The organism is Sphingobium sp. TB-6 (genome assembly GCF_012927365.1).
Lineage (GTDB): Bacteria > Pseudomonadota > Alphaproteobacteria > Sphingomonadales > Sphingomonadaceae > Sphingobium.
Map to the genome: position 1 here is coordinate 55,258 of NZ_JABBGL010000021.1, position 22,826 is coordinate 78,083.

A 22,826-nucleotide genomic window follows, 5' to 3' on the forward strand; every position below is an offset into this window, starting at 1 on the left:
AATCAGCGCCAGATGCGATCGAAACGCGCGCCCAGCCCGGTCAGCAACTCATATTGCGACAGCCCCGAAACCGCAGCCGCTTCCACCAACGCATAGTCGACGCTCAGCCAATCTCCTTCCGCGACGTCAGGCAGAGCGGAAACGTCAACAGCCGTCAGATCCATGGAGACCCGGCCAACAACCGGCAAATGTTTGCCGTCAATGGCCATGGAACCGCGCCCCGAAAACCCCCGCAAATAGCCGTCGGCATAGCCAAGGTTCAGCACCGCGATCTCCATGTCAACCGCTGCGCGATGGGTCGCATTATAACCGATAGTGTCACCCGCCCGCACGCGGCGGCGTTGCAGCACCTGCGCTTCGGGAAACACGACCTGCCCGATCTGCCCGGCAGCTTCCTCTCGCGGCACTCCGCCATAAAGCGCAATCCCCGGCCGCGTCATGTCGAACGCAAAAGCGGTCCCGAGGCAAATGCCCGCACTGTTCGCCAGGCTATAACGCGCCGCCCCCACATCGCCGCGCAACGCCACAAACCGCTCCAACTGGATCTGACTGAGCGGCACATCCTCGTCGGCGGAAGCCAGATGGCTGAGCAATGTCGCCACCTCCAGCCCCGCGACCTGCGCCGAAACATCGCCACGCCAATCCAGCCCCAGCCGGTTCATTCCGGTATCGACCATGACATCGCAAGGCCCGCCGCCAGCCTGCTTCCAGCGCGCAATCTGCCCTTCGGTGCACAGCACCGGCCGGGCGCGCGACGCCAGCGCAACGGCCATGTCCTCCTCCCGCACGCCATGCAGCACGGAAAGCGACACGCCATCGCCTATCAACAGCTCCAGCACGACAGCCTCGGCCCAATTGGACACGAAGAAGTCCCGGCATCCCGCATCCAGCAAACGCCGCATAACCGCCTCGCTGCCCAGACCATAGCCATTCGCCTTGATCGCGGCGCCACAGGCCGCCGGACCGCTTTGCCGCTTTAACCAACGCCAATTGGCGAGCAGCGCGTCCCCATCCAAACGCAAACGCAGCGGTGCAGAAAAATCAATCATCACATTGGGGATAGCGCTCCACGACATCAGCGTCGAGGCATCAGGCATTCATCTCGGCTCCATGCGTTTCCGGCAAGGCGATGATGCAGGTCAGCAGGGCGACCGCCACCACCGCGATCGTATACCATAGACCCGCATAGGGATCGCCCGTCCGCGCCACGATATATTGGCTGACCAGCGGCAGAAACCCGCCGAAATAGCCGGTCCCGATATGATAGGGGATGGACAGCGAACTATAGCGTATCCGCGCCGGGAAATATTCCGACAGCAGCGCCGCGACCGGACCATAGGTCGCCCCTGACAGCGTCCAGAGCAGCAGCAGCCCCAGGAACAGCAGCAGGGCGCGGGACCAGTCAGGCGTCACGACAGCCGAATCATATCCCCCCGCATGCAAGGCCGCATCCAGCCCCTCCGCACTCAGGTCCGTGACCGCCATGGGACCGATGTTGACCGAAGGTGCCGCCGCCTCCCGCTTTTCATAGGCGATGCCCCGCTTGGAAAAATGGTCGAGCAGTTTGCCGCAGGCGGTCGGCTGAATCTTGGCAAAGGGGTCGAAGCTGCAATCGGGACCGCTCACGATCACCGGCGCGCGCTGCGCTGCCTGATAGAGGGCCGGGTTCGCCACGCTTCCCATGAAGTGATAAAGCGGCATGATCAGCACCAGCACCAGCGCATAGCCGATGACGATCGGCTTCTTCCGACCCACCCGGTCGGACAGCCAGCCAAAGAAGATGAAGGCCGCGACGCCTGCAAAGGCGCTGCCGCCCACCAGCAATTGCGCCATGCCCGGCGCGACATGCAGTCCGTTTTGCAGGAAATAAAGCGCCTGGAACATGACGGTGTAGGCGATGACGGTAAAGCCCGCGGCAATGCCGATCATCGCCACCAGCATCCGCCGCTTGTTGCCGGGATAGGTGAAGGCCTCCTTCAGCGGGTTGCGCGACTGGCCGCCCGCCGCCTTCATCGCCGTGAAGACCGGGCTTTCGCGCAACATCAGCCGCATCCAGAGCGAGATCGCGAGCAGCGCCAGCGAAAATATGAAGGGCAGACGCCATCCCCAATCGTCCCACACCGCCTTGCCGACGATCCATTGCGTTCCCACCACGACGATCAGCGACAGGATGAAGCCGCCGATCACCCCCGCCTGGATGAAGCTGGTGAAAAAGCCCCTTCGGCCAGGCGGCGCATGTTCCGCGACATAAATCGCCGCGCCGCCATATTCCCCACCCAGCGCCAACCCTTGCGCGATCCGCAGCAGGATCAGGATGACCGGCGCCGCCATGCCGATGCTCGCGGCAGATGGGGTCAGGCCGACGCCCGCCGTCGCCGCACCCATCAGGACGATGGTGGCGAGGAAGGTATATTTGCGCCCCAGCCTGTCGCCCAGATAGCCGAAAAGCGCAGCACCCAGCGGGCGGAACCCGAACCCGATGGCAAAGCCCGCCAGCGAATAGAGCAGTTCGACGGTAGGATTGTCGGTCGGGAAAAATGTCCGCCCGATGATCGGCGCAAGCACGCCATAGATGTAGAAATCATACCATTCGAACACTGTGCCGAGCGCGGACGCGCTAATCACCAGCCGGTCCCGCCTGGCGTCCATCACATAGCCGGTACCGACCGCGCCTCCACTCATCCCGCCCCCTGTTCGCCCACCTCAATCGGAAATGCTTCTAAAGAAGTACCGAAGTCCGACAAGCGGGATAACAAATATCAGGCGATAGGGATGGATTGGGGACATTTCGCAGGAACACGTATCGCCTGGTGAGTGCAATTGGCCATTTCCAACCACTCCATTTCAGGCCGTAAACTCCAACGCCTCGTCCAGAAAGTCGAGAAAAGCCCGCACTCGCGCTCCCAGCCGGTCCTGCGCGGAATAAAGCGCGTGGATATCCTCGCCATCCCCCGCGCTATAATCCCCCAGCACCTCGACCAATCGCCCATGCAGCAAATCACCCGCGATATGAAAGCGCCCATGCCGCGCAATCCCGCCTCCCGCGATCGCCATCAGCCGCACGACCTCACCGGAATTGCCGAAGAACCGGCCCTGAACCGGCCGCTGCACCGTCCGCGCGCCGATCCGGAACGGCCAGCTATCCACCGCCCGGCGAAAGCTGAACTGCAGGCAATCATGCCCGTCCAGATCCTCCGGCGTCCGCGGCGTTCCCCGCGCCGCCAGATAGGCAGGGCTGGCGACCAGCACCATGCGGCTATGCCCCAGCTTCTTCGCCCGCAATCGCGTATCGCGCAAAGGCCCGATCCGAATGGCGATGTCGGCCCGCTCCTCCACCATATCGACCACCGCATCGGACAGCGCCAGATCGACGGCCACCGCCGGATGACGCGCCAGAAATTGCGGCAGGATCGGCAGCAGGCAGTGATTGCCGAAGGACACTGACGCATTGACCCGCAAAAGCCCTCGCGGCCCCTGCTCCTCCTGACCCAGCCCGCTTTCGACATCGGCCATTTCCGCCATCAGCGCCGTCATCCGATCGCGATAGGCGGCGCCCTCCATCGTCAGCGCCAGCGAACGCGTCGTCCGCCGCAGCAAGGTAACGCCAAGCCGCTGCTCCAGCCGTCCGATGCTCCGGCTGACGGCGGATGGAGTGAGCCGCAATATCTTTGCGGCGGAAGCGAAGCTGCCCTCCCGCGCCACGGCCAGAAATGTCTCGATATCCCCGAAGCGATTATCCATGACCCATCCATGATTTTAAATCACTTCTATTATGATGACCGTCATTCTAATCATCAATGCATGCTTCGCTTATTTCTGCGTTCACCACGAACGCAGGAGTACCCCATGGACCTGAAACTCGCCGGAAAGACCGCCCTCGTCACCGGATCGACCGCCGGCATCGGCTTCGCCATCGCCAAGCGCCTTGCTGAAGAAGGCGTGGAAGTCGTCATCACTGGCCGCAACCAAACCAAGCTGGACGAGGCGGCTGCGCAAATTGGCCAGGCCGGTAAGGTCCGTCCCATCCTGGCCGACCCCGCCACGGCGGAGGGCGCTGCCGCCCTCATCGAAGCCGCGCCGGACATCGACATCCTGGTCAACAATCTGGGTATTTACGAAGCCAAGCCCTTCACAGAAATCTCCGACGAGGACTGGCATCATTTCTTTGAGGTCAATGTCGTCAGCGGCGCCCGCCTCGCTCGCCACTATTTCCCCCGCATGATCGAGAAGAATTGGGGCCGCATCATCTTCATCGCCAGCGAAAGCGCGCTGCTGCCCCCCGGCGAGATGATCCATTACGGCATGACAAAGACCGCCCAGCTCGCCATTTCCCGCGGCCTTGCCGAACAGACGCGCGGTACCGGCGTCACGGTCAATTCGGTCATGCCGGGGCCGACCCGTTCGGAGGGGATCGTCGACTTCATCCAGTCGGTGGTCGACAACAAGGATGCGCCGGAAGCCGAGCGCGAGGCCGAATTCTTCCAGAAGCTGCGCCCGCTGTCCCTCATCCGCCGCCTGATCGAAGCGGATGAAATCGGATCGATGGTCGCCTATCTCGCCAGCCCGCTCGCCGCCGTCACCAACGGCGCCGCGATCCGGGCGGAGGGTGGGATCGTTCCGACCATTGCTTGAAGTTCGGGCGCCTGAAGTTCGGGCGCCTGACCTTCCTGGCAATCCTGCTTGCGGGAACTGGCCCTGTCGCTCGTCCCTCTCTCCGGATAAGGAAAGATGGATGAGCGACACGGACATTCTGACGGACATAGCACTCGGGCACGAACTGGAGGGCGCCGGTTATGCCCGCCTGTCCGGCTCCGACCTGTTCGATCGTCTCGCGATCCAGTCCGCCGATTGGGCCGCATTCGGCCAAAGCTGGGACGATCTCGGCCCCGACCTCTATATGGCGGATGGGGGCCGCTACCGCCGCCGCCGTCACGCGACTTTCGCTTGCGAGCATGGCGGCTTCACGCGCAAGCCCCATCAGCCGCATTTTCAGAGCCGCGACTATAATCCCTTGAATGGCGATGTGCAGCGTTGGTTCGATCCCGTCGGGCAAAGCACGATAGACAATGCCGTGATGCAGTCGATCTTCGCCTTCTGCGCTCGCAGCTTCCCCCTGGCAGGACGGCAGCATGTCGAACTCCACCAGTTCCGCATCGAAGCGGGCACCGGCGAACTGGGCCGCCCCACACCTGAAGGCATGCATCGCGACGGCGTGGAATGGGTCTTCGTGATGCTGGTCGAACGCCGCAACGTCCGCGAAGGCGTCACCCGCATCGGCACGCCGGAGGGCAAGGAATTGGGCGAATTCACCCTCGCCCGCCCCGGTGATGCGGTGCTGATCGACGACCATCGCATCATGCACGGCGTCACCGAAATTCATGCGGTCGACCCGGCGCAACCCGCCTGGCGCGACGCGCTCGTCCTCACCTTTGTAGCCGACCGCTGATCCGTTCGCCTGGAGCGAAATCGAAAACGCTATCCCGATTTCGCCCGGAAGCTTATTTCAACAGCACCAGTTCCTCGGCCATGCTCGGATGCAGGGCGACCGTGTCGTCGAATTCCTGCTTGGTCAGCCCAGCCTTCACCGCAATGGCAGCCGCCTGCAATATCTCCGGCGCATCCGGCCCGATCATGTGCAGCCCGACCACACGATTGGTCGTCGCATCCACCACCATCTTGTACAGCGCCCGCTCGTCCCGCCCGGCCAGCACATTCTTCATCGGCCGGAAATCGGAGGTATAGACCTTCACCGTCCCAAGCTTGTTCTTCGCCTGCGCCTCGGTCATGCCGACGCCCGCCAGGGGCGGATGGCTGAACACGGCGGAAGGCACGCAGTTATAATCCACGGTCCGCGGATTATCCCCGAACACCGTGTCCGCAAAGGCATGGCCCTCACGGATCGCCACCGGCGTCAGTTGCAGCCTGTCCGTGACATCGCCCACCGCATAGATGCTCTCGCAGCTCGTCCGGCTATAGTCATCGACCTTGATCGCGCCCTTCTCGTTGAGCTCGACCCCGGCATTTTCCAGCCCCAGCCCATCGACATGCGGCTGGCGCCCGGTCGCGAAGACCAGCAGGTCACAGGCCACCGGATCGCCGCTCTTGAAACGGACGCAGAGCGTGCCGTCCTCATTCTTCTCGATCTTCTCCATCTCGGCGTTGAAGCGGAAATTGATCCCCTTCATCGTCGAAATCTGGAGCAGCCGGTCGCGAATCTGCTCGTCATAACCGCGCAGCAGCGTGTTCGATCGGTTCACGATCGTCACATGGCTGCCGAACTGGTGGAATATGCCCGCAAATTCATTGGCGATATAGCCGCCACCCACGATCACAATCCGCTTGGGGCATTCCTCCAGATGGAAGACTTCGTTGGAAGTGACGCCATGCTCGGCGCCCTCGATCTCCGGGACGATCGGCCATGCGCCGGTCGAGACAAGGATATATTTCGCGCTGATCTCCCGCCCGCTGGCAAGCTTGACGCCATGCGGCCCGGTGATCGTCGCCCGCTCCGGGATCAGCTCGACCTTATGGCTGTCGAGCGTGTTCTTGTAGAGGCCCTCCAGCCGGTCCACATCAGCGAGCACATTGTCGCGCAACGTGGTCCATTCAAAATCGCAATCCGGCACATTCCAGCCGAAACGCCGCGCATCCTTCAGATCCTCGGCAAAATGCGCGCCGTAGATGAGGAGCTTCTTGGGCACGCAACCGCGAATGACGCAGGTGCCGCCGACGCGATATTCCTCCGCCACCGCGACCTTCGCCCCATGGGCCGCAGCCACGCGGGAAGCCCGAACGCCGCCCGATCCCGCGCCGATGACGAAAAGGTCGAAGTCGTAGTCGCTCATATATCTCTCCGCTGGATCGCGCTCGCATATGGAGGCTAGCCAGCGGAGTTACAAATGAGATTTGCGCTTATACGCCGCCAAGCGCGAGATCGATCAAGGCCATGGTCGAGGGATCAAAGCCCTTCGGCCCTTCCGCCTCGATGGACCTGGCGATTTCCTTACCCAGCTCGACGCCGAACTGATCGAAGGGATTGATCCCCATCAGCACCGCATTGGCGAAGGTCCGATGTTCATAGAAGGCGATCAGCGCGCCCAGAGCCTCCGGCGTGACATCGTCCAGCAGGATCGTGGTCGAAGGCCGGTTGCCCGGATAGGCCCGCGCCGGATCGGCCGCATTGTCCTTGCCCCGCAGCAAGGCCGCGCCCTGCGCGAAGCAGTTGACCAGCAATGCCCGGTGATGCGCCGGATCAAGCGCATGGCCCGGATCGATGGAGGCGATGAACTCGACCGGCGCCAGGATCGTGCCCTGATGCAGCAACTGGAACACCGCATGCTGCGCATCGGTACCCACGCCGCCCCAGGTGATCGCCGCCGTCGGCCCATCGACAGGTTGACCATCGCGCGTCACGCTCTTGCCGTTGCTCTCCATTTCGAGCTGCTGGAGATAGGAGGGCAGCAGCCGCAACCGCTCGTCATAGGCGAACAAGGCCCGCGTCTGGCAACCCAGAACCCGCGTATAATATTGGTCGACAAAGGCCGCGATGAGCGGCGCATTGGCCTTCGGCTCCGCCAGACGGAAATGCCGGTCCATCGCCGCCGCGCCTTCCAGCAGGCTCTCGAAAGCGTCCCAACCCAGCGCCAGAGCCGCCGGAAACCCGATCGAAGACCAGAGCGAATAACGCCCCCCCACGCTTTCCGCAAAGGGCAACACCCGCGTTTCATCGACGCCCCACTCGATCGCCTTTTCCGGCGAGGCGGTCAGCGCGATCACTCGGCCATAGGGATCATCCACCCCGGCCTCGACCATCCAGTTGATCGCGCTCGCGGCGTTCAGCATGGTTTCGGTGGTCGTGAACGTCTTGGAGGCCACGGCGATCAGCGTCGCCTCCGGATCGAAACGCGAAATCGCCCGCTCCAGCGCGGTGCCGTCGACATTCGACACGATGGCGACGTCATAGCGCGCACCATCGCCGCCCAGCGCATCGATGATCAGGTCCGGCCCCAGAGCCGACCCGCCAATGCCGATATGCAGAATATGCCGGATCGGTCCCAGCGCATCGCCTTCGATGGCGTCGATCAGCGCCCGCATCCGGGCATGGAACATCTTGGCCCGCGCCACGCTGTCGGCATTGCCCTCGCCGCGCTCGGCGGGATGCTCGGCGGCGCGGCCCTCGGTGTTGTTGACCGCCTCCCCCGCGAACAGCGCGTCACGCTGCGCGGCAAAGCCCTTTTCCTCGGCCAGCTTCAGAAAGCCGTCGAGCAGCGCATCCGTCAGATGCGTCTTCGACCAATCGAAGCGGATCGGCCCTTGGGTCAGAGTGAACTTGCTCAGCCGGTCGGGATCGGTGGTGAAGATGGACTTGAGATCGGCCTGGGGAAGAGCCGCAAGCGCTGCCAGTGCAGGGCTGGACATTGGGGAATATCCTTCATTCATTTGCCGTTGATCGATACCGACGCTGCACCTGTCGATTCTTGCCCATCCTAGCCAAGTCGTTCCGCTATTGCACCGTTCAGGCAGAAAAATCAGGTCGTGAAGGTCCATCAAGTGATGATCGCTTGGTCTCTAGCGCGCTTGACGGCGGCTTTACGAACCCGCAAAAGCCGCGACGGCCTGTTTTCAGGGCGAATTGAAGGAAAAGACGACCAAGCATGAGCGCAAAATCCGAAACGCGGGATTTCCTCTGGTTTCTCGCAAAGCTGGCGGTGTTCGTCTTCATCCTGCGAAGCTTCATCGTTTCGCCCTTCAACATCCCGTCGGAATCGATGCAGCCGCGCCTGTTGATCGGGGACTATCTGCTGGTGGCGAAATGGCCCTATGGCTATTCGCGCTACTCGCTGCCCTTCGGCATTCCGCTGATCCCCGGCCGCATCCTTGCCTCGACGCCCCAGCGCGGCGACGTGGTGGTGTTCAAGGCGCCGCCGAACCAGAAGAACGACTATATCAAGCGCGTCATCGGCTTGCCGGGCGACATGATCTCCGTGCGCAGCGGCACCGTCTACCTGAATGGTCAGGCCATTCCAAAGCAGAAGGTGGCGGACCTCGTCATTCCCGTCACGCCCAATATGGAAGACGCGGCCGCCAAGGAAGGCAGCCCCTCCCCCTGCTATCGCCCGAAGTTCGAGGAGGTCGTGTCCAGCGGCCGTCAGTGCCGTTACCCGCAATATCGCGAGACGCTTCCGGGCGGCAAAAGCTACAATGTCCTCGATCTGGTGCCGGACGGCGCGGCTGACGACCGCGACACGGTGGTGGTGCCCGAAGGCCATCTCTTCATGATGGGCGACAATCGCGACCGCAGCGCCGACAGCCGCTTCCCGGCGGTCGACGGCGGCGGCATCGGCCTTGTCCCGGAGGAAAATCTGGTCGGCAAGGCGATGATTTCCGTCTTCTCCACCGATGGCAGCGCCAACTGGCTGCTCCCCTGGACCTGGTTCACCGCGGCGCGCTGGAGCCGAATTGGGGAAGGATTTTGACCAAAGCCGACACGGATGGCTGGCTCAAGGCGCTGATCGGCCGCGCGCCGAAAGACCCCGTCGCCTTTAACCAGGCGCTGACCCATGGCAGCGCCAATGCGACCAATTACGAGCGGCTGGAATTTCTCGGAGACCGCATTCTCGGTCTATTGATCGCTGAATGGGTCTATGACCGCTTTTCAAGCGAACCGGAAGGCAAGCTCTCCCGCCGCTTCAACGCCCTCGTTTCGGGCGAAACCTGTGCCGAGGTAGCCCGGTCTGCCGGAGTTCCAACCCATCTCGTCCTTGGCAAGCAAGCCCGGGACGATGGCGCGACCGACAGCGACAATGTGCTGGGCGACGTCATGGAAGCGCTGATCGGCGCTCTCTACCTCGAAGGGGGTCTTGAAGAAGCCCGCACCCTTGTCCGCCGTCTCTGGGGCGATCGTGTCGACACGCAGGCGACCGCGCCCAAACATCCCAAGTCCACACTTCAGGAATGGGCCGCCGCCAACAAGCGCAAGCCCCCCGAATATGCGCTGACCGACCGATCCGGCCCGCACCATGCGCTGAAGTTCACCGTAACGGTCTCGATCAAGGGCGCGGGCGAAGCGAGCGCGACGGGCGGCTCGAAGCAGGAGGCCGAAACCGCCGCTGCCAAGGCGCTGTTGGATAAGCTGGCAGAATAACCGCATTTTTATGCTATGACGTGCGCCTGCGAAGGCACTGGTCTCGTTCCAGTGCCTTCGCAGGCGCACATTGGACGATCCAAATGGAGTTAGTTTGACAACCGATCTCGATAATCAGCACTGCGGCGTCATCGCCATTGTCGGCGCCCCGAATGCGGGCAAATCCACGTTGGTGAACGCCCTTGTCGGCCAGAAGGTGGCGATCACAAGCCCCAAGGCACAGACGACCCGTACCCGCGTCATGGGCGTGGCGATCGAGGGCGACACGCAGATGGTGCTGGTCGACACCCCCGGCATTTTCGCGCCCAAGCGCCGCCTCGACCGCGCCATGGTGCAGGCGGCATGGGGTGGAGCTCAGGGCGCTGACCTGATCGCGCTGGTCGTCGATGGGAAGGCGGGCCTGGGCGCGAAGATGGAACCCATCATCAACGCTCTGGCCGCCCGGCCGGAGAAGAAGTGGCTGATCCTCAACAAGGTCGATATCGCCATCAAGGAAAAGCTGCTGGTCCATACCCAGCGGCTCTACGAACAGCTCGACATAGCCGAGACTTTCTTCGTTTCCGCCGCGACCGGCGATGGCCTGCCCGAGCTGAAAAGCGCCTTCGCCAAAACCATGCCGGAAGGCCCTTGGCACTTCCCGGAGGATCAGGTGTCCGACGCCACCGACCGCATGCTGGCGGCGGAGATCACGCGTGAGCAGCTCTATCACCAGCTTCACGCCGAACTTCCCTATGCCGCCGCCGTCGACACGGAAAAATATAGCGAACGCGAGGATGGTTCAGTCGAAATCCACCAACAGATCCTGGTCGGCCGGTCCAGCCAGCGCGCCATCGTGCTCGGCAAGGGCGGCCAGCGTCTCAAGGAAATCGGCTCAAAGGCCCGCGCCGAATTGGCGAACCTGCTGGGCGTCAAGGTCCACCTCTACCTCCACGTCAAGGTGAAGGAAGACTGGGAGGACGACCGGTTCATCTACCGGGATATCGGGCTGGACTGGGTGGAGTAGGGCGCCCAATCAATCAAACCCCAATTAATCAAACCATCGTCATCCCCGCGAAAGCGGGGATCCATCTCCTTTACGTTGAGCTTGGCGCAAGGTTGAGAAATGGATTCCCGCCTTCGCGGGAATGACGAAGTTGATTATTCCGCCGCCACCTTCTTCTTGGCCGGAGCCTTCTTGGCAGCAGGCTTCTTCGCCGCAGCCTTTTTCGCAGGCGCCTTCTTCCCCTTCTTCGCAGGCGCCGCAGCAGCCCGCGCATCGATCAATTGCGCCGCCTCCTCCAGCGTCAAGGCATCCTGCTCGACGGTCTTGGGCAGCGTCGCATTGGTCGTGCCGTCGGTCACATAAGGCCCATAGCGCCCCGCCATCAGCTTGATCTCTGCCTCCGTGCGCGGATGCTTGCCCAGCACCTTGAGCGGCTCCCGCGAGGATGAGCCACGCCCGCCCTTGTTCGCCGCATCGGCCAGCTTGGCCACGGCACTGTTCATGCCCACCTCGAAAATCTCGGCGGTGGAGGAGAGCCGCCCATATTTGCCGTCATGCAGCAGATAAGGCCCGAAGCGCCCGATATTGGCGACGATCGGCTTGCCCGTCTCCGGATGCAGCCCAATTTCACGCGGCAGGCTGAGCAGCTTCACCGCCCAGTCGAGCGTCATTTCACCATCGGGCAAATCCTTGGGGATGGAGCCGCGCTTGGCCTCCTTGCCCTCGCCCATCTCGATATAGGGACCGAAGCGCCCGGACTTCCTGACGATGTCCTGCCCGGTTTCGGGATGCTGGCCCAGCACCTCCGGCCCGCTATCCTCGCCGCCTTCCTTGCCGCCCGGCTGCCCGAACTTGCGCGTAAATTTGCACTCGGGATAGTTGGAACAGGCGATGAACGCGCCAAAACGCCCGCCACGCAGCGACAACTGCCCTTCGCCACACATAGGGCAGGCACGCGGATTGCTGCCGTCCGCCTTAGGCGGGAACAGCATCGGCTCCAGGAACTTGTCCAGTTCGGCAGTGATGTCGGAAGGCTTCTGCTCCATCACCTCGGCGGTCTTTGGCTTGAAGTCGCGCCAAAAGGCTTCCAGCACCGCCTGCCACTGGGCACGGCCGCCGGAAATCTCGTCCAGCTCATCTTCAAGGCCCGCCGTGAAGTCATAGGACACGTAACGCTCGAAGAAACGTTCGAGGAAGGCCGTCACCAGCCGCCCGCTCTCCTCCGCGAAGAAGCGGTTCTTCTCGATCCGCACATAGTCGCGGTCCTTGAGCACCTGAAGCGTCGAGGCATAGGTGGACGGACGCCCGATCCCCAATTCCTCCAGCTTTTTCACAAGGCTCGCTTCCGAATAGCGCGGCGGCGGCTGCGTGAAATGCTGCTCGGCCATCACCTTCTTCTTGGCCGGCGCGTCGCCCGTCGCCATGCGCGGCAGCAGCTTGCTGTCATCGTCTTCCGTGTCGTCCCGGCCTTCTTCGTAAAGCGCCAGGAAGCCGGGGAAGATCACGACTTGTCCCGTCGCGCGCAGGCCATGCTGTCCGGTGCCATCCACCAGATCGATCGTCGTCCGCTCCAGCCGTGCCGAAGCCATCTGGCTCGCCAGCGCCCGCTTGAAGATCAGGTCGTAAAGCCGCGCATGATCGCCCGACCCCACCTTGTCCCGATAAAATTCGGTCGGGCGAATGGCCTCGTGCGCTTCCTGCGCATTCTTCGCCTTGGTCTGATATTGGCGCGGCTTTTCGGGCAGATAGCCGCCGTCATAGCGCTCCGCGATCGCCTTGCGCGCGGCGGAAATGGCGCTGCCGTCCATCTGCACGCCATCGGTACGCATGTAAGTGATCGCGCCATCCTCATAGAGCTGCTGCGCGATCCGCATCGTATGGCTGGCCGAGAAGCCGAGCTTGCGCGCCGCCTCCTGCTGGAGCGTCGAAGTCGTGAAAGGCGGCGGAGGATTGCGCGAAACCGGCTTGGTCTCGACCTTCTCGACGGTGAAACGCCCGGCCTCCACGTCCGCCTTGGCGGCCATGGCGTCGCCTTCCTTGCCGATCGTCAGCCGCTCGATCTTCTCGCCGCGCCAGCGCACCAGCCTCGCGACAAAAGCCTGCCCGCCCTGCTCCATCTCGGCCGCGACCGACCAATATTCTTGAGCGACGAAGCTCTCGATCTCGCGCTCGCGCTCCACGACCAGGCGCAGCGCCACCGACTGCACGCGCCCCGCCGATTTCGCGCCGGGCAGTTTTCGCCACAACACTGGCGACAGGGTGAAGCCCACCAGATAGTCGAGCGCCCGCCGCGCCCGATAGGCGTCGATCAAATCCTCATCCAAGGCACGCGGCTGCGCCATCGCCTCGGTCACCGCCTGCTTGGTGATCGCGTTGAAGGTCACGCGGTCCACCTTGGCGGGCAGCGCCTTCTTGGCGCGCAGCACCTCCTGCACATGCCAACTGATCGCCTCACCCTCGCGATCAGGGTCAGTCGCCAGGATCAGGCGCGTCGCCTTCCGGGCTTCGTCGGTAATGGCCTTGAGCTGCTTGCCCTTGTCGCCATAATTTTCCCACTGCATGGCAAAGCCCGCATCGGGATCGACCGACCCGTCCTTGGCGGGCAAGTCGCGGATATGACCATAGCTCGCAAGCACATGGAAATCGCCACCCAGATATTTCTCGATGGTCTTCGCCTTGGCGGGCGATTCAACGATGACAAGCTGCATTCATGCCTCGATTAAAAAATCTCTCACGTACACGCGCGAGTCTGAAAGCTGTTGGCGCCCCGCGTCAAGCGCCAGCGATGTAGGCGGAGTTCACCCCCGGCGCCAGTGCGCAGGATCATGAAATGCTGACCTTTCCGCCCGCATGCCGCTCCAGCCGGGCCGCGAGTTCCAGTTCCAGCAGCACGGTCTGCACCAGTGCGGGGCCAAGGCCCGACAGTCGGATCAGCTCATCCACCGGCACAGGGGCAGGCCCCAGCAGGGCAATGACCGCCGCCCGCTCCCGCTCGGCCACATCGCAGGATGGCGGTTCGCCCGCAAAATCCGCTCCGGCCTGACGCACCATGCGGGAATCGATCGCGCCGATCGCCTCGATCACGTCGGCGGCGTTCTGGACCAGCACCGCGCCCTCGCGGATCAACTGGTTGCAGCCCTGCGCACGCGGATCGAGCGGCGATCCGGGCACCGCCATCACCTCCCGCCCCGCCTCGCCAGCCAGACGCGCCGTGATCAGGGAACCGGACTTGGGCGCGGCTTCGACGACGACGGTCCCCTTGGCCAGCCCGGCGATGATCCTGTTCCGCGCCGGAAATTGCCGGGCGAGGGGCTGCGTACCGGGAGGATGTTCGGTCACGACCAGTCCTTCGCTCGCCAGTTGCTCCTGCAATTCGGCGTTTTCGGGAGGAAAAGCGATGTCGATGCCGCAGGCGATGACAGCTATGGTGCCGCTCTCCAACGAACCCTGATGCGCGGCCGTATCGATCCCTCGCGCCAGTCCCGACACCACGACTGCCCCGCGCTGCCCCAGATCCTGCGCCAGCATCCGCGCAAAGCGGCAGGCCGCCGCTGAGGCATTGCGCGCTCCCACCATCGCCACGCATTCCCGCGCCGCCAGCGAGACATCGCCCCGCACGATCAGCGCAGGCGGAGCGCCCTCCATCTGGTCCAGCAGGAAGGGATAGTCGGCATCCCCCATGATCAGATAACGCCCGCCCACGGCCCGGCTGCGCGCGATCTCCTGCTCGACGGTCTTTGCGTCGATGATGCTTGCCTTGCCGCCGCCACGCGCCGCCAGATCGGGCAGAGCCTGCAAAGCCTCCCCCGCCGATCCGAAGCGCGCCATCAACTGGCGGAATGTCACAGGCCCGATGCGCGGCGAGCGGATCAGGCGCAGGCGGTTGAACCGCTCCTGCTCGCTCATTCTTCGACTACTGCGTTCTTCTTCGATGCGCCGACCTTGGGCTCGGTTCCCTTTGCAAGCCGCGCGATATTCTCCCGGTGCCGCCACAGCACGATCAATGCCAGCGCCAATGCAACCGGCAGCAAATCGAACCGTCCGAAGCACCACATGGCGACCGGCGCGCTCACCGCCGCCGACATGCCGCCCACGGACGACCTTTTGGTCCCGAACAGCGCGCCCAGCCAGACGATCGCGAAGATAATCCCGGCAGGCCAGTAAAGCGCCGTCACCACGCCCATCATGGTCGCCACGCCCTTGCCGCCCGCAAAGCGCAGCCAGACCGGATAGCAATGCCCGATAAAGGCCATGGCGCCCGCCATCGGCCCGCCCCCCTCGATCAGCGCCGCGCCGATCAGCACGGCGGCCGCGCCCTTCAGCAGATCGAGCAGCAGGGTCGCCGCCGCCAGCCCCTTGCGCCCGGTCCGCAGGACATTGGTCGCGCCGATATTGCCCGACCCGATCTTGCGCAGATCGCCCGCCCCGGTGAAGCGCGTCAGCAACAGCCCAAAGGGGATGGAACCCAGCAGATAACCGATCAGCAGGACGAACGCGGGAATTAGCCAGGGAGGAGTCATGATCTCGCCGTAATAGTTGCGGCGCGACCATAGCGTTCCCGGCGCACCGGGCAATGCCCAAAGCGCCCCATCGGAACAGGCATGTCCCTGATTTACGCCGGATCATGTTCAGGCGCGGACAGCAATGCGCTTGCTGGAAGAGGGCATGACCGATCCGAACGCATGGCCGGGTCCGGCGACCCGTTGACACCGGCGCCGGACGCCGCAACATGTCGGTCACAATGACAGTCGCACCCCATGCTCCCCTGCTGTTCTTCGATTCCGGCGTCGGCGGACTTTCCATTCTCGCTCCCACGCGGGCCGTGCTGCCCCATGCGCCGGTCGTCTATGCGGCAGACAGCGCGGGCTTCCCCTATGGCACCAAGAGCGAAGCGGAGATCGCCGCGCGCGTGCCTGCGCTGCTTGGCCGCCTGGTGGAACGCTATCGCCCGCGCCTTGCGGTCATCGCCTGCAATACCGCATCCACCATCGCCCTTTCCGCTGTCCGGGCGGCGCTGGACATACCGGTCGTCGGCACCGTCCCTGCGATCAAGCCCGCCGCCCTGCTCTCGCAAAGCCGGGTGTTCGGCGTCCTCGGCACGGATGCAACCGTCCGTCAGCCTTATGTGGACCGCCTTGCCGCCGAATTCGGTTCGGATTGCACCGTCCTGCGTCATGGCTCGGCGGCTCTCGTGCAACTGGCCGAAACGAAGCTGCGCGGCGAACCGCTGGACCCCGCCATCGCCAGGGACGCCCTTGCCGGCCTGTTCGACCAGCCCGGCGGCGACCGGATGGACATAGTGGTCCTTGCCTGCACGCATTTCCCGCTGGTGGAGGATGAGCTGGCTGCCGCCTCCCCCCGCCCTCTTCGATTCGTGCACGGCGGCGAAGGGATTGCGCGCCGCATCGCTTATCTCACCCAGGGACAGGAATGGCCCGCCGCTCCGCCCCCCGGAACGGCCGTCTTCACGCGACTGGACGAGAGCATCGAACCGCTTCGCCCTGCTCTTCGGGGCTATGGTTTGCAGCAGATCGATTGTCTTTGAAGGGGTGGACCTTTGGTCCAATCGCAAGCCATTCTATCAGCGTGATAGGTAATTCTCCCTAAGGCTGCGAGCGGTTATCACTGGTAATAGGCCACCACAGCAGGTAAATGCCCCCTTAAAGAGGGGATGCGGGAACAGGGACAGGGCTTAAGTGAACTACAAGCACATCTTCACGCAGGCGATCGACCGGCTCCATAGCGAAGGTCGCTATCGGGTGTTCATCGACATCCTGCGCAACAAGGGCGCTTTCCCCAACGCCCGCTGCTTCCATGGCCATAATGGCCCGAAGCCGATCACCGTCTGGTGTTCGAACGACTATCTCGCCATGGGTCAGCATCCCAAGGTCGTCGCCGCCATGGAAGAGGCGCTGCATGATGTCGGCGCAGGTTCCGGCGGCACCCGCAATATCGGCGGCAACACCCATTATCATGTCGATCTGGAGGCGGAACTCGCGGACCTGCACGGCAAGGAAGCCGCGCTGCTCTTCACCTCGGGCTATGTCTCCAACGAAGCGACCCTTTCGACCCTCGCCAAGATCCTGCCCGGCTGCATCATCTTCTCGGACGAGCTGAACCATGCTTCGATGATCGCGGGCATCCGCAATTCGGGCTGCGAAAAGCGCGTCTTCCGCCACAATGACGTGGAGCATCTGCGCGAACTGCTCGCCGCCGAAGATCCCGAAGTGCCCAAGCTGATCGCCTTCGAAAGCGTCTATTCGATGGATGGCGACATCGCCCCCATCGCGGAAATCTGCGATCTGGCGGACGAATATAACGCGCTCACCTATCTGGACGAAGTCCATGCGGTCGGCATGTACGGCGCCCGTGGCGGCGGCATTTCCGAACGGGATGAAGTCGCCGATCGCGTGACCATTATCGAGGGCACGCTGGGCAAGGCGTTCGGCGTCATGGGTGGTTATATCGCGGCCGACCAGATGATCGTCGATGTGATCCGCAGCTATGCGCCGGGCTTCATCTTCACGACCTCGCTGTCGCCGGTGCTGGTCGCAGGCGTGCTGGCGAGCGTTCGCCACCTTAAGCAATCGAGCGAGGAACGCGAAGGGCAGCAGGCATCCGCCGCGACGCTCAAGCGCCTGATGGCCGAAGCTGGCCTGCCGGTCATGCCGTCGGTGACGCACATCGTTCCGCTGATGGTGGGCGATCCGGTCAAGGCCAAGCGGATCAGCGATATCCTGCTCGCGGAATATGGCGCCTATGTGCAGCCGATCAATTACCCCACCGTCCCGCGCGGTACGGAGCGTCTGCGCTTCACGCCGGGACCGGCCCACACCGAAGAGATGATGGGCGATCTGGTCAAGGCGCTGGTGGAAATCTGGGACCGGCTGGAACTGGAACTCAGGAAGGCAGCCTGAAACTTCCAGAATATCGTGCTCCTGCCTTCTCAGGAGTACGCCGCCCTATCATCGGACCAATCTCTAGATTCGGATCAACCCACCCCTGACCGCATAGCCGCGATACAAGCTCCGGCTATGCGGAAAGCCGCCCATATCCGCCGCTAATTTCCCGATGGCCTGCTTGAGTTCCGCTCGCGGCGACACATGAAAACGCGCCAGCCAGCCGAACAGCGCCTGCTTCCAAAAGGCGGGCAGATCGTCCTGCTGACCGAAATCCACGACCTCCAGCTTGCCGCCATGCGCCACACAGCCCACCGCCTGCCGTAGAGCGCCTTGCCAATCCGGGATCATCGACAGCGCGTAGCTGATGAACACCCGCTCGAAATCCGTCCGCCCGAACAGCGCCGCCGCATCGAACGCACAGGCGTCCCCCTGCGCCAGCACGACCCGATCGGCCATGCCCGCCTTCGCCACGGCCTTGCGCGCCGTCTCCAGCATCGCCTCGCTGATGTCGACGCCGTAAAGCCGCGCCTCCGGCCAGGCCTTGCCCACGGCGATCAAATTCCGCCCGGTCCCGCAGCCGATTTCCAACACCGCCCCGCCCCGCGGCGGGGCGAGATCGGCAATCAGCCCATCCCGTCCCAGCAGGTAGAATTTCCGCGACAAGTCGTAAATATGCCGCTGATGCCGATAGACGCTGTCCATCAGCCCGCCATGCCCGCCGCTCATCACGCGTCCTTCAGCACATAAAGATGAACGCCGCCATAAATGGCCGACCGGTCCCGCGCCGTGTAATCGAGCGACTCTTCCGCCCGATAATCCCAGCGCGAGAGCACCGCATCGTCCACCCGTCCGGGCAGGATGCTCGGCTCGCCTGCCGTCCGGAACAGCACTCTTGCCCCCGGCCGCGCCGTCCGCGTGATCTGCGCCCAAAGCGCGTTCAACTGCGCATCGTCCATCCAGTCCTGCGCATCGAGCAATATGTAGCGATCCGCCGATCCGGCCTCCTGCGACGCCAGAAAATCAGTGAAATTCACATGCCGGACATCCACCCGCCCGGCGCGCTCGACCACTGCCTGATGGTTCGCCGCCTGCAAATAGGGCGGCAACGGCCCCTCGCCCCCGTCATAGCCACGCCCAAAGGCCTGCACGGCGAAATAATTGTCCTTGAGGTCGAAATCGCAGGCCAACTTCTCCAGCCGCGCCTTCAGCACGCTGTCCATCCGGTCATCCCCGGCCAGCGCCTCATATTGCGCCGGCGGAATGCCCAGGCCGAAGAGCGAAGCAGGCTGGCTCGTCAGCCAGCGCATGAAGGCACTGTCGAACACGGGCGCCAGTTCAGCCTCGAAAATGGCGCGCTGCTCTTCCCGGCTCCGGGCGTCCAGCATCCGGCGCGGATTGACGCCATGCAACCGCGCCAGCAGATGCGCCGCCCCGATAAAGCGCCCCAGCAACCCATGCTTGTAGATCCCCCGCGCAAACCCCCCGATGCGCCGCCGCCCGATAAAATCGCGGCCTTCCCAATAGCGCCGCGTCGCATCGTCCAGATGCGGCGCCACGAAGGTCCGGTAGGCCGCCACATTCTCCTTGCAGTCCGCCTTGGCGAAGAAGCGATGAAACGCTTCATGATCCGGCAAGGCCCGCGCCGCCGCCAGCTTCAGCCGATTAAGCGCGATATGCGCGGTATTGAGGTCCACCGCCGTGATCTTCGCCGGATCGGCGGTCAGATAGCTCAGCACATTGCACCCGCCTGAAGCGATGGTGACGACATGGCTGTCCGGCGTGATCGCCAACGCCTCCATATCGACCTCCGGGTCTTCCCAGATCTGCGCGTAAACCAGCCCCCGAAACGCGAAGGTAAAGGCGCGCTCCAGCAATCCCTGCCTGGAAAGATGCCGATGCCGATGCACCGCGCGGGTAACATTCCGATGAGCCCTAGATGCCATAAACCGTGCCTCCTCGCTGCCGGGGTCGTCCGGGCGCATAGGGCGGCGGCATGTCGCCCGCGTGACAATGAGGTTACGGCAATGTGAAGCACCTTGCGGAACCAACCCGCGCCATCCACCTTCTTTGCTAGCAATGCCTCACTGGATCGAACCCCACCCCACCGGCATCTATGTCCGCCCCGCCAATGCCTGGATCGATCCGTCGGTCCCGCAGGAGCGCGCCCTCGTCACCCACGGCCATGCCGACCATGCCAGGGGCGGCCACGGCCATGTCTGGGCCACGGAAGAAACCCTCGCCATCATGGCCCTGCGCTATGGCACGGCTTGCGGCACGGCGGTTCCCTATGGCGAGGAAATCCGCATGAACGGCGTCACGATCAGCTACATCCCCGCCGGCCATGTCCTTGGCTCCGCCCAGATCGTCCTCAGCCACGCCGGCGAACGCGTCGTCGTCACCGGCGATTACAAGCGCCGCCCCGATCCGACCTGCAAAGCCTTCGAACCCGTCCCCTGCGACATCTTCGTCACCGAAGCGACCTTCGGCCTGCCGGTCTTCCGCCATCCCGACACAGGCAGCGAAGTCGACCGCCTCCTCGCCGCCCTCCATGCCAATCCCGATCGCTGCGTCCTCGTCGGCGCCTACGCTCTTGGCAAGGCCCAACGCCTCATCTGCGAATTGCGGGCGAGAGGGCATCACGATCCCATCCACATCCATGGCGCGCTGGAGAGGATGTGCGCGCTCTACGAACAGTTCGGCGTCGATCTGGGCGATCTCCGCTCCGCCACCGGCCTTCCCGCCAAGGAGATGCGCGGCCGCATCGTCGTCTCGCCACCCTCAGCGCTCAACGACCGCTGGAGCCGCCGCCTGCCCGATCCGATCACCGCCATGGCGTCAGGCTGGATGCGCATCCGCCAGCGCGCCCGTCAGCGCAATGTCGAACTGCCGCTGGTCATCTCCGACCATGCCGACTGGGACGAGCTGACCGACACCATTCGCGAAGTCGCCCCATCGGAAACCTGGATCACCCATGGCCGGGAGGAAGCATTGCTCCACTGGTGCATGACCCACCAGATGCGGGCGCGAGCCCTGGCACTGGTAGGCCGCGAAGATGAGGATGAGGGGTAATGCGCGCCTTCTCCCAACTGCTGGACGGCCTGGTCTACACACGTTCCCGCAACGGCAAGCTGGATCTTATCGCCAGCTATATGGCGCAGGCGCCTGATCCCGACCGTGGCTGGGCTCTCGCCGCCTTGACCGGCAATCTCGACCTGAAAGCCGTCAAGGCCTCCACCATAGCCGAAATGACCCGCGCCCGTGTCGATCCGGTCCTGTTCGAAATGAGCCGTGACTATGTCGGAGACCTGGCCGAAACCGTATCCCTCCTCTGGCCGAAACCCGCGGATCAGTCGCCGGAAATAGATGACGGCTCCCTCACCCTGTCGGCCATGGTCGACCGCCTCCATGCCACCAGCCGAGCCGCCGCCCCCGATACCCTGGCCCGGATGATGGATCATCTCGATGCGTCGGGCCGCTTCGCGCTGCTCAAGCTCGCCACCGGCGGCCTGCGCGTCGGCATCTCCGCCCGCCTCGCCAAGACCGGCTTCGCCCAAGCCTTCGGCCTCGATGTCGACGATGTGGAGGAATGCTGGCACGCCCTCACCCCGCCCTACACTCCTCTCTTCGCCTGGGCAGAAGGCAAGGCCGAGCGCCCCGACCCGGCAGGCACGCCCTTCTTCCGCCCCTTCATGCTCGCCCACCCTTTGGAAGCGGAAAGCGTCGACCTCAACCACTATGCCGCCGAGTGGAAATGGGACGGCATCCGCATCCAGATCGTCGGCACGCCCAGCGAGACCCGCCTCTACAGCCGCGCCGGAGACGACATCACCGGCAGCTTCCCCGACATAGCGCAGGCCTTCCGCCATCATGCGGTCCTCGACGGCGAACTGCTCGTCAAGGGCGAGTTTCAAGGCGGCCAAACCCACGGCGGCGCTGCGGCGAGCTTCAACGCCCTCCAGCAGCGCCTTGGCCGCAAGGCGGTGACGGCGAAGATGATGGACGACTATCCCGCCTTCGTCCGCCTCTACGACATATTGCTCGACGCCGACGAAGACCTGCGCGCGCTCCCCTGGGAACAACGCCGCGCGCGCCTTGAAACCACGGTGCCCCAGCTTGATCCACAGCGCTTCGACATTTCCGCTCTCATCGAAGCATCCGACTTTGAAACGCTGGCCGACCTGCGCGCAGGCGCCCGCGATGCCGCCATCGAAGGCGTGATGCTCAAGCGCCGCGACAGCCCCTATGTCGCGGGGCGCAAGGCGGCGCTCTGGTATAAATGGAAACGCGATCCGCTGACCGCCGACTGCGTGATGATGTACGCCCAGCGCGGCCACGGCAAACGCTCATCCTTCTATTCGGACTACACCTTTGGTTGCTGGACGGAGGAAGGCGAACTGCTGCCGGTTGGAAAAGCCTATAGCGGCTTCACCGACGAGGAACTGAAATGGCTGGACCGCTTCGTGCGGGGGAATACGATCAACCGCTTCGGTCCGGTGCGCGAGGTGGAAAAGTCGCTTGTGCTGGAGGTCGCGTTTGACAGCATCCACGAGAGCAAACGGCACAAATCGGGGCTGGCGATGCGCTTTCCCCGGATCGCGCATATTCGCAAAGACAAGCCTGCACATGAGGCGGATACGGTCGAGGGATTAAAGCGGTTGGTGAGTTAGCAAACGGGACTGTCAGGAATTTCGTGTGCGACGAGGCATAATGGGGAACAAGGAGACCCGGTATGTCACGACGCAAAGAACCCTCGATACCGAACGACATTCTCGATCAGCTGCTTGCCGGCACTGACGCG

Annotated in this window: 19 protein-coding genes; 9 read left to right on the forward strand and 10 right to left on the reverse strand. The window is 63.6% G+C overall.

Going from position 1 to position 22,826, the window contains the following annotated elements; all coding sequences use genetic code 11:
* Positions 1 to 2: 2 nt before the first annotated feature.
* The 3 genes from alr to HHL26_RS20475 form a co-directional block, all read right to left on the reverse strand.
* Positions 3 to 1,049: an alanine racemase gene (gene alr / locus HHL26_RS20465; RefSeq protein WP_066561756.1), complete on the reverse strand. Its 1,047-nt coding sequence runs from the start codon at positions 1,047 to 1,049 to the stop codon at positions 3 to 5.
* 40 nt (positions 1,050 to 1,089) lie between these two features.
* Complete coding sequence (locus HHL26_RS20470) at positions 1,090 to 2,682, reverse strand: MFS transporter (protein WP_066557816.1); 1,593 nt, start codon at positions 2,680 to 2,682, stop codon at positions 1,090 to 1,092.
* A 162-nt stretch (positions 2,683 to 2,844) separates the two neighbouring features.
* Positions 2,845 to 3,741, reverse strand: coding sequence for a LysR family transcriptional regulator (locus HHL26_RS20475; protein WP_066557817.1), 897 nt, complete (start codon positions 3,739 to 3,741; stop codon positions 2,845 to 2,847).
* Positions 3,742 to 3,846: 105 nt separating this feature from the next.
* Here HHL26_RS20475 and HHL26_RS20480 point away from each other — a divergent pair, with 105 nt between their 5' ends.
* Together HHL26_RS20480 and HHL26_RS20485 are read left to right on the forward strand one after the other, a co-directional pair.
* On the forward strand, positions 3,847 to 4,632 hold the full coding sequence (locus HHL26_RS20480) for an SDR family oxidoreductase (protein WP_066557818.1): 786 nt from the start codon (positions 3,847 to 3,849) through the stop codon (positions 4,630 to 4,632).
* A gap of 100 nt (positions 4,633 to 4,732) precedes the next feature.
* Positions 4,733 to 5,446, forward strand: a complete 714-nt coding sequence (locus HHL26_RS20485; protein ID WP_066557820.1) for a 2OG-Fe dioxygenase family protein — start codon at positions 4,733 to 4,735, stop codon at positions 5,444 to 5,446.
* A 52-nt stretch (positions 5,447 to 5,498) separates the two neighbouring features.
* Here the strand turns inward: HHL26_RS20485 and gor are convergent, their stop codons facing one another.
* Both gor and pgi read right to left on the reverse strand, forming a co-directional pair.
* Complete coding sequence (gene gor / locus HHL26_RS20490; protein WP_066557822.1) at positions 5,499 to 6,845, reverse strand: glutathione-disulfide reductase; 1,347 nt, start codon at positions 6,843 to 6,845, stop codon at positions 5,499 to 5,501.
* A gap of 67 nt (positions 6,846 to 6,912) precedes the next feature.
* Positions 6,913 to 8,418 carry a glucose-6-phosphate isomerase gene (gene pgi / locus HHL26_RS20495; protein WP_066557824.1) on the reverse strand — a complete coding sequence of 502 codons (1,506 nt, stop codon included), beginning with the start codon at positions 8,416 to 8,418 and terminating at the stop codon, positions 6,913 to 6,915.
* A 236-nt stretch (positions 8,419 to 8,654) separates the two neighbouring features.
* Between pgi and lepB the strand changes: the two genes are divergently transcribed.
* From lepB to era, 3 genes are all read left to right on the forward strand, one after another.
* The gene (gene lepB, locus HHL26_RS20500) at positions 8,655 to 9,476 is read left to right on the forward strand and encodes a signal peptidase I (RefSeq protein ID WP_066557827.1); all 822 of its coding nucleotides are present in this window, start codon (positions 8,655 to 8,657) and stop codon (positions 9,474 to 9,476) included.
* Positions 9,473 to 10,144: a ribonuclease III gene (gene rnc, locus HHL26_RS20505; RefSeq protein ID WP_176392448.1), complete on the forward strand. Its 672-nt coding sequence runs from the start codon at positions 9,473 to 9,475 to the stop codon at positions 10,142 to 10,144. Before lepB ends, rnc begins: the two co-directional genes overlap by 4 nt.
* Before the next feature lie 94 nt (positions 10,145 to 10,238).
* The gene (gene era, locus HHL26_RS20510) at positions 10,239 to 11,147 is read left to right on the forward strand and encodes a GTPase Era (RefSeq protein ID WP_066557836.1); all 909 of its coding nucleotides are present in this window, start codon (positions 10,239 to 10,241) and stop codon (positions 11,145 to 11,147) included.
* A 134-nt stretch (positions 11,148 to 11,281) separates the two neighbouring features.
* Here era and topA read toward each other — a convergent pair whose 3' ends face one another.
* The 3 genes from topA to plsY form a co-directional block, all read right to left on the reverse strand.
* On the reverse strand, positions 11,282 to 13,834 hold the full coding sequence (gene topA / locus HHL26_RS20515; RefSeq protein ID WP_066557838.1) for a type I DNA topoisomerase: 2,553 nt from the start codon (positions 13,832 to 13,834) through the stop codon (positions 11,282 to 11,284).
* A gap of 115 nt (positions 13,835 to 13,949) precedes the next feature.
* A complete protein-coding gene (gene dprA / locus HHL26_RS20520; RefSeq protein ID WP_066557845.1) occupies positions 13,950 to 15,032 on the reverse strand; it encodes a DNA-processing protein DprA in 1,083 nt (360 codons plus the stop codon).
* On the reverse strand, positions 15,029 to 15,646 hold the full coding sequence (gene plsY / locus HHL26_RS20525) for a glycerol-3-phosphate 1-O-acyltransferase PlsY (RefSeq protein ID WP_066561757.1): 618 nt from the start codon (positions 15,644 to 15,646) through the stop codon (positions 15,029 to 15,031). Before plsY ends, dprA begins: the two co-directional genes overlap by 4 nt.
* A gap of 221 nt (positions 15,647 to 15,867) precedes the next feature.
* Between plsY and murI the strand changes: the two genes are divergently transcribed.
* Both murI and hemA read left to right on the forward strand, forming a co-directional pair.
* Complete coding sequence (gene murI, locus HHL26_RS20530) at positions 15,868 to 16,671, forward strand: glutamate racemase (protein WP_066557848.1); 804 nt, start codon at positions 15,868 to 15,870, stop codon at positions 16,669 to 16,671.
* Between the two features lie 151 nt (positions 16,672 to 16,822).
* Positions 16,823 to 18,043 (forward strand): 5-aminolevulinate synthase, encoded by a 1,221-nt coding sequence (gene hemA, locus HHL26_RS20535; RefSeq protein ID WP_066557851.1) that lies wholly within the window; start codon positions 16,823 to 16,825, stop codon positions 18,041 to 18,043.
* A 63-nt stretch (positions 18,044 to 18,106) separates the two neighbouring features.
* On the opposite strand, the gene HHL26_RS20540 is transcribed toward hemA, so the two are convergent.
* Together HHL26_RS20540 and HHL26_RS20545 are read right to left on the reverse strand one after the other, a co-directional pair.
* Positions 18,107 to 18,754 carry a class I SAM-dependent methyltransferase gene (locus HHL26_RS20540; RefSeq protein WP_066557854.1) on the reverse strand — a complete coding sequence of 216 codons (648 nt, stop codon included), beginning with the start codon at positions 18,752 to 18,754 and terminating at the stop codon, positions 18,107 to 18,109.
* Positions 18,754 to 19,971: a DUF3419 family protein gene (locus HHL26_RS20545; RefSeq protein ID WP_066561758.1), complete on the reverse strand. Its 1,218-nt coding sequence runs from the start codon at positions 19,969 to 19,971 to the stop codon at positions 18,754 to 18,756. Before HHL26_RS20545 ends, HHL26_RS20540 begins: the two co-directional genes overlap by 1 nt.
* A 133-nt stretch (positions 19,972 to 20,104) precedes the next feature.
* On the opposite strand from HHL26_RS20545, the gene HHL26_RS20550 reads away from it, so the two are divergent.
* Complete coding sequence (locus tag HHL26_RS20550; RefSeq protein WP_066557857.1) at positions 20,105 to 21,097, forward strand: ligase-associated DNA damage response exonuclease; 993 nt, start codon at positions 20,105 to 20,107, stop codon at positions 21,095 to 21,097.
* Positions 21,097 to 22,695 carry a cisplatin damage response ATP-dependent DNA ligase gene (locus HHL26_RS20555; RefSeq protein WP_066557859.1) on the forward strand — a complete coding sequence of 533 codons (1,599 nt, stop codon included), beginning with the start codon at positions 21,097 to 21,099 and terminating at the stop codon, positions 22,693 to 22,695. The genes HHL26_RS20550 and HHL26_RS20555 overlap by 1 nt, the downstream gene beginning before the upstream one ends.
* The last annotated feature ends 131 nt before the right edge of the window (positions 22,696 to 22,826 follow it).

What these genes read in the sequence shown, in the direction of transcription:
- alr (WP_066561756.1), bottom strand. Translation starts at nt 1,049, where the DNA reads ATGATTGATTTTTCTGCACCGCTGCGTTTGCGTTTGGATGGGGACGCG.
- HHL26_RS20470 (WP_066557816.1), bottom strand. Translation starts at nt 2,682, where the DNA reads ATGAGTGGAGGCGCGGTCGGTACCGGCTATGTGATGGACGCCAGGCGG.
- HHL26_RS20475 (WP_066557817.1), bottom strand. Translation starts at nt 3,741, where the DNA reads ATGGATAATCGCTTCGGGGATATCGAGACATTTCTGGCCGTGGCGCGG.
- HHL26_RS20480 (WP_066557818.1), top strand. Translation starts at nt 3,847, where the DNA reads ATGGACCTGAAACTCGCCGGAAAGACCGCCCTCGTCACCGGATCGACC.
- HHL26_RS20485 (WP_066557820.1), top strand. Translation starts at nt 4,733, where the DNA reads ATGAGCGACACGGACATTCTGACGGACATAGCACTCGGGCACGAACTG.
- gor (WP_066557822.1), bottom strand. Translation starts at nt 6,845, where the DNA reads ATGAGCGACTACGACTTCGACCTTTTCGTCATCGGCGCGGGATCGGGC.
- pgi (WP_066557824.1), bottom strand. Translation starts at nt 8,418, where the DNA reads ATGTCCAGCCCTGCACTGGCAGCGCTTGCGGCTCTTCCCCAGGCCGAT.
- lepB (WP_066557827.1), top strand. Translation starts at nt 8,655, where the DNA reads ATGAGCGCAAAATCCGAAACGCGGGATTTCCTCTGGTTTCTCGCAAAG.
- topA (WP_066557838.1), bottom strand. Translation starts at nt 13,834, where the DNA reads ATGCAGCTTGTCATCGTTGAATCGCCCGCCAAGGCGAAGACCATCGAG.
- dprA (WP_066557845.1), bottom strand. Translation starts at nt 15,032, where the DNA reads ATGAGCGAGCAGGAGCGGTTCAACCGCCTGCGCCTGATCCGCTCGCCG.
- plsY (WP_066561757.1), bottom strand. Translation starts at nt 15,646, where the DNA reads ATGACTCCTCCCTGGCTAATTCCCGCGTTCGTCCTGCTGATCGGTTAT.
- murI (WP_066557848.1), top strand. Translation starts at nt 15,868, where the DNA reads ATGACAGTCGCACCCCATGCTCCCCTGCTGTTCTTCGATTCCGGCGTC.
- HHL26_RS20540 (WP_066557854.1), bottom strand. Translation starts at nt 18,754, where the DNA reads ATGAGCGGCGGGCATGGCGGGCTGATGGACAGCGTCTATCGGCATCAG.
- HHL26_RS20545 (WP_066561758.1), bottom strand. Translation starts at nt 19,971, where the DNA reads ATGGCATCTAGGGCTCATCGGAATGTTACCCGCGCGGTGCATCGGCAT.
- HHL26_RS20550 (WP_066557857.1), top strand. Translation starts at nt 20,105, where the DNA reads ATGCCTCACTGGATCGAACCCCACCCCACCGGCATCTATGTCCGCCCC.
- HHL26_RS20555 (WP_066557859.1), top strand. Translation starts at nt 21,097, where the DNA reads ATGCGCGCCTTCTCCCAACTGCTGGACGGCCTGGTCTACACACGTTCC.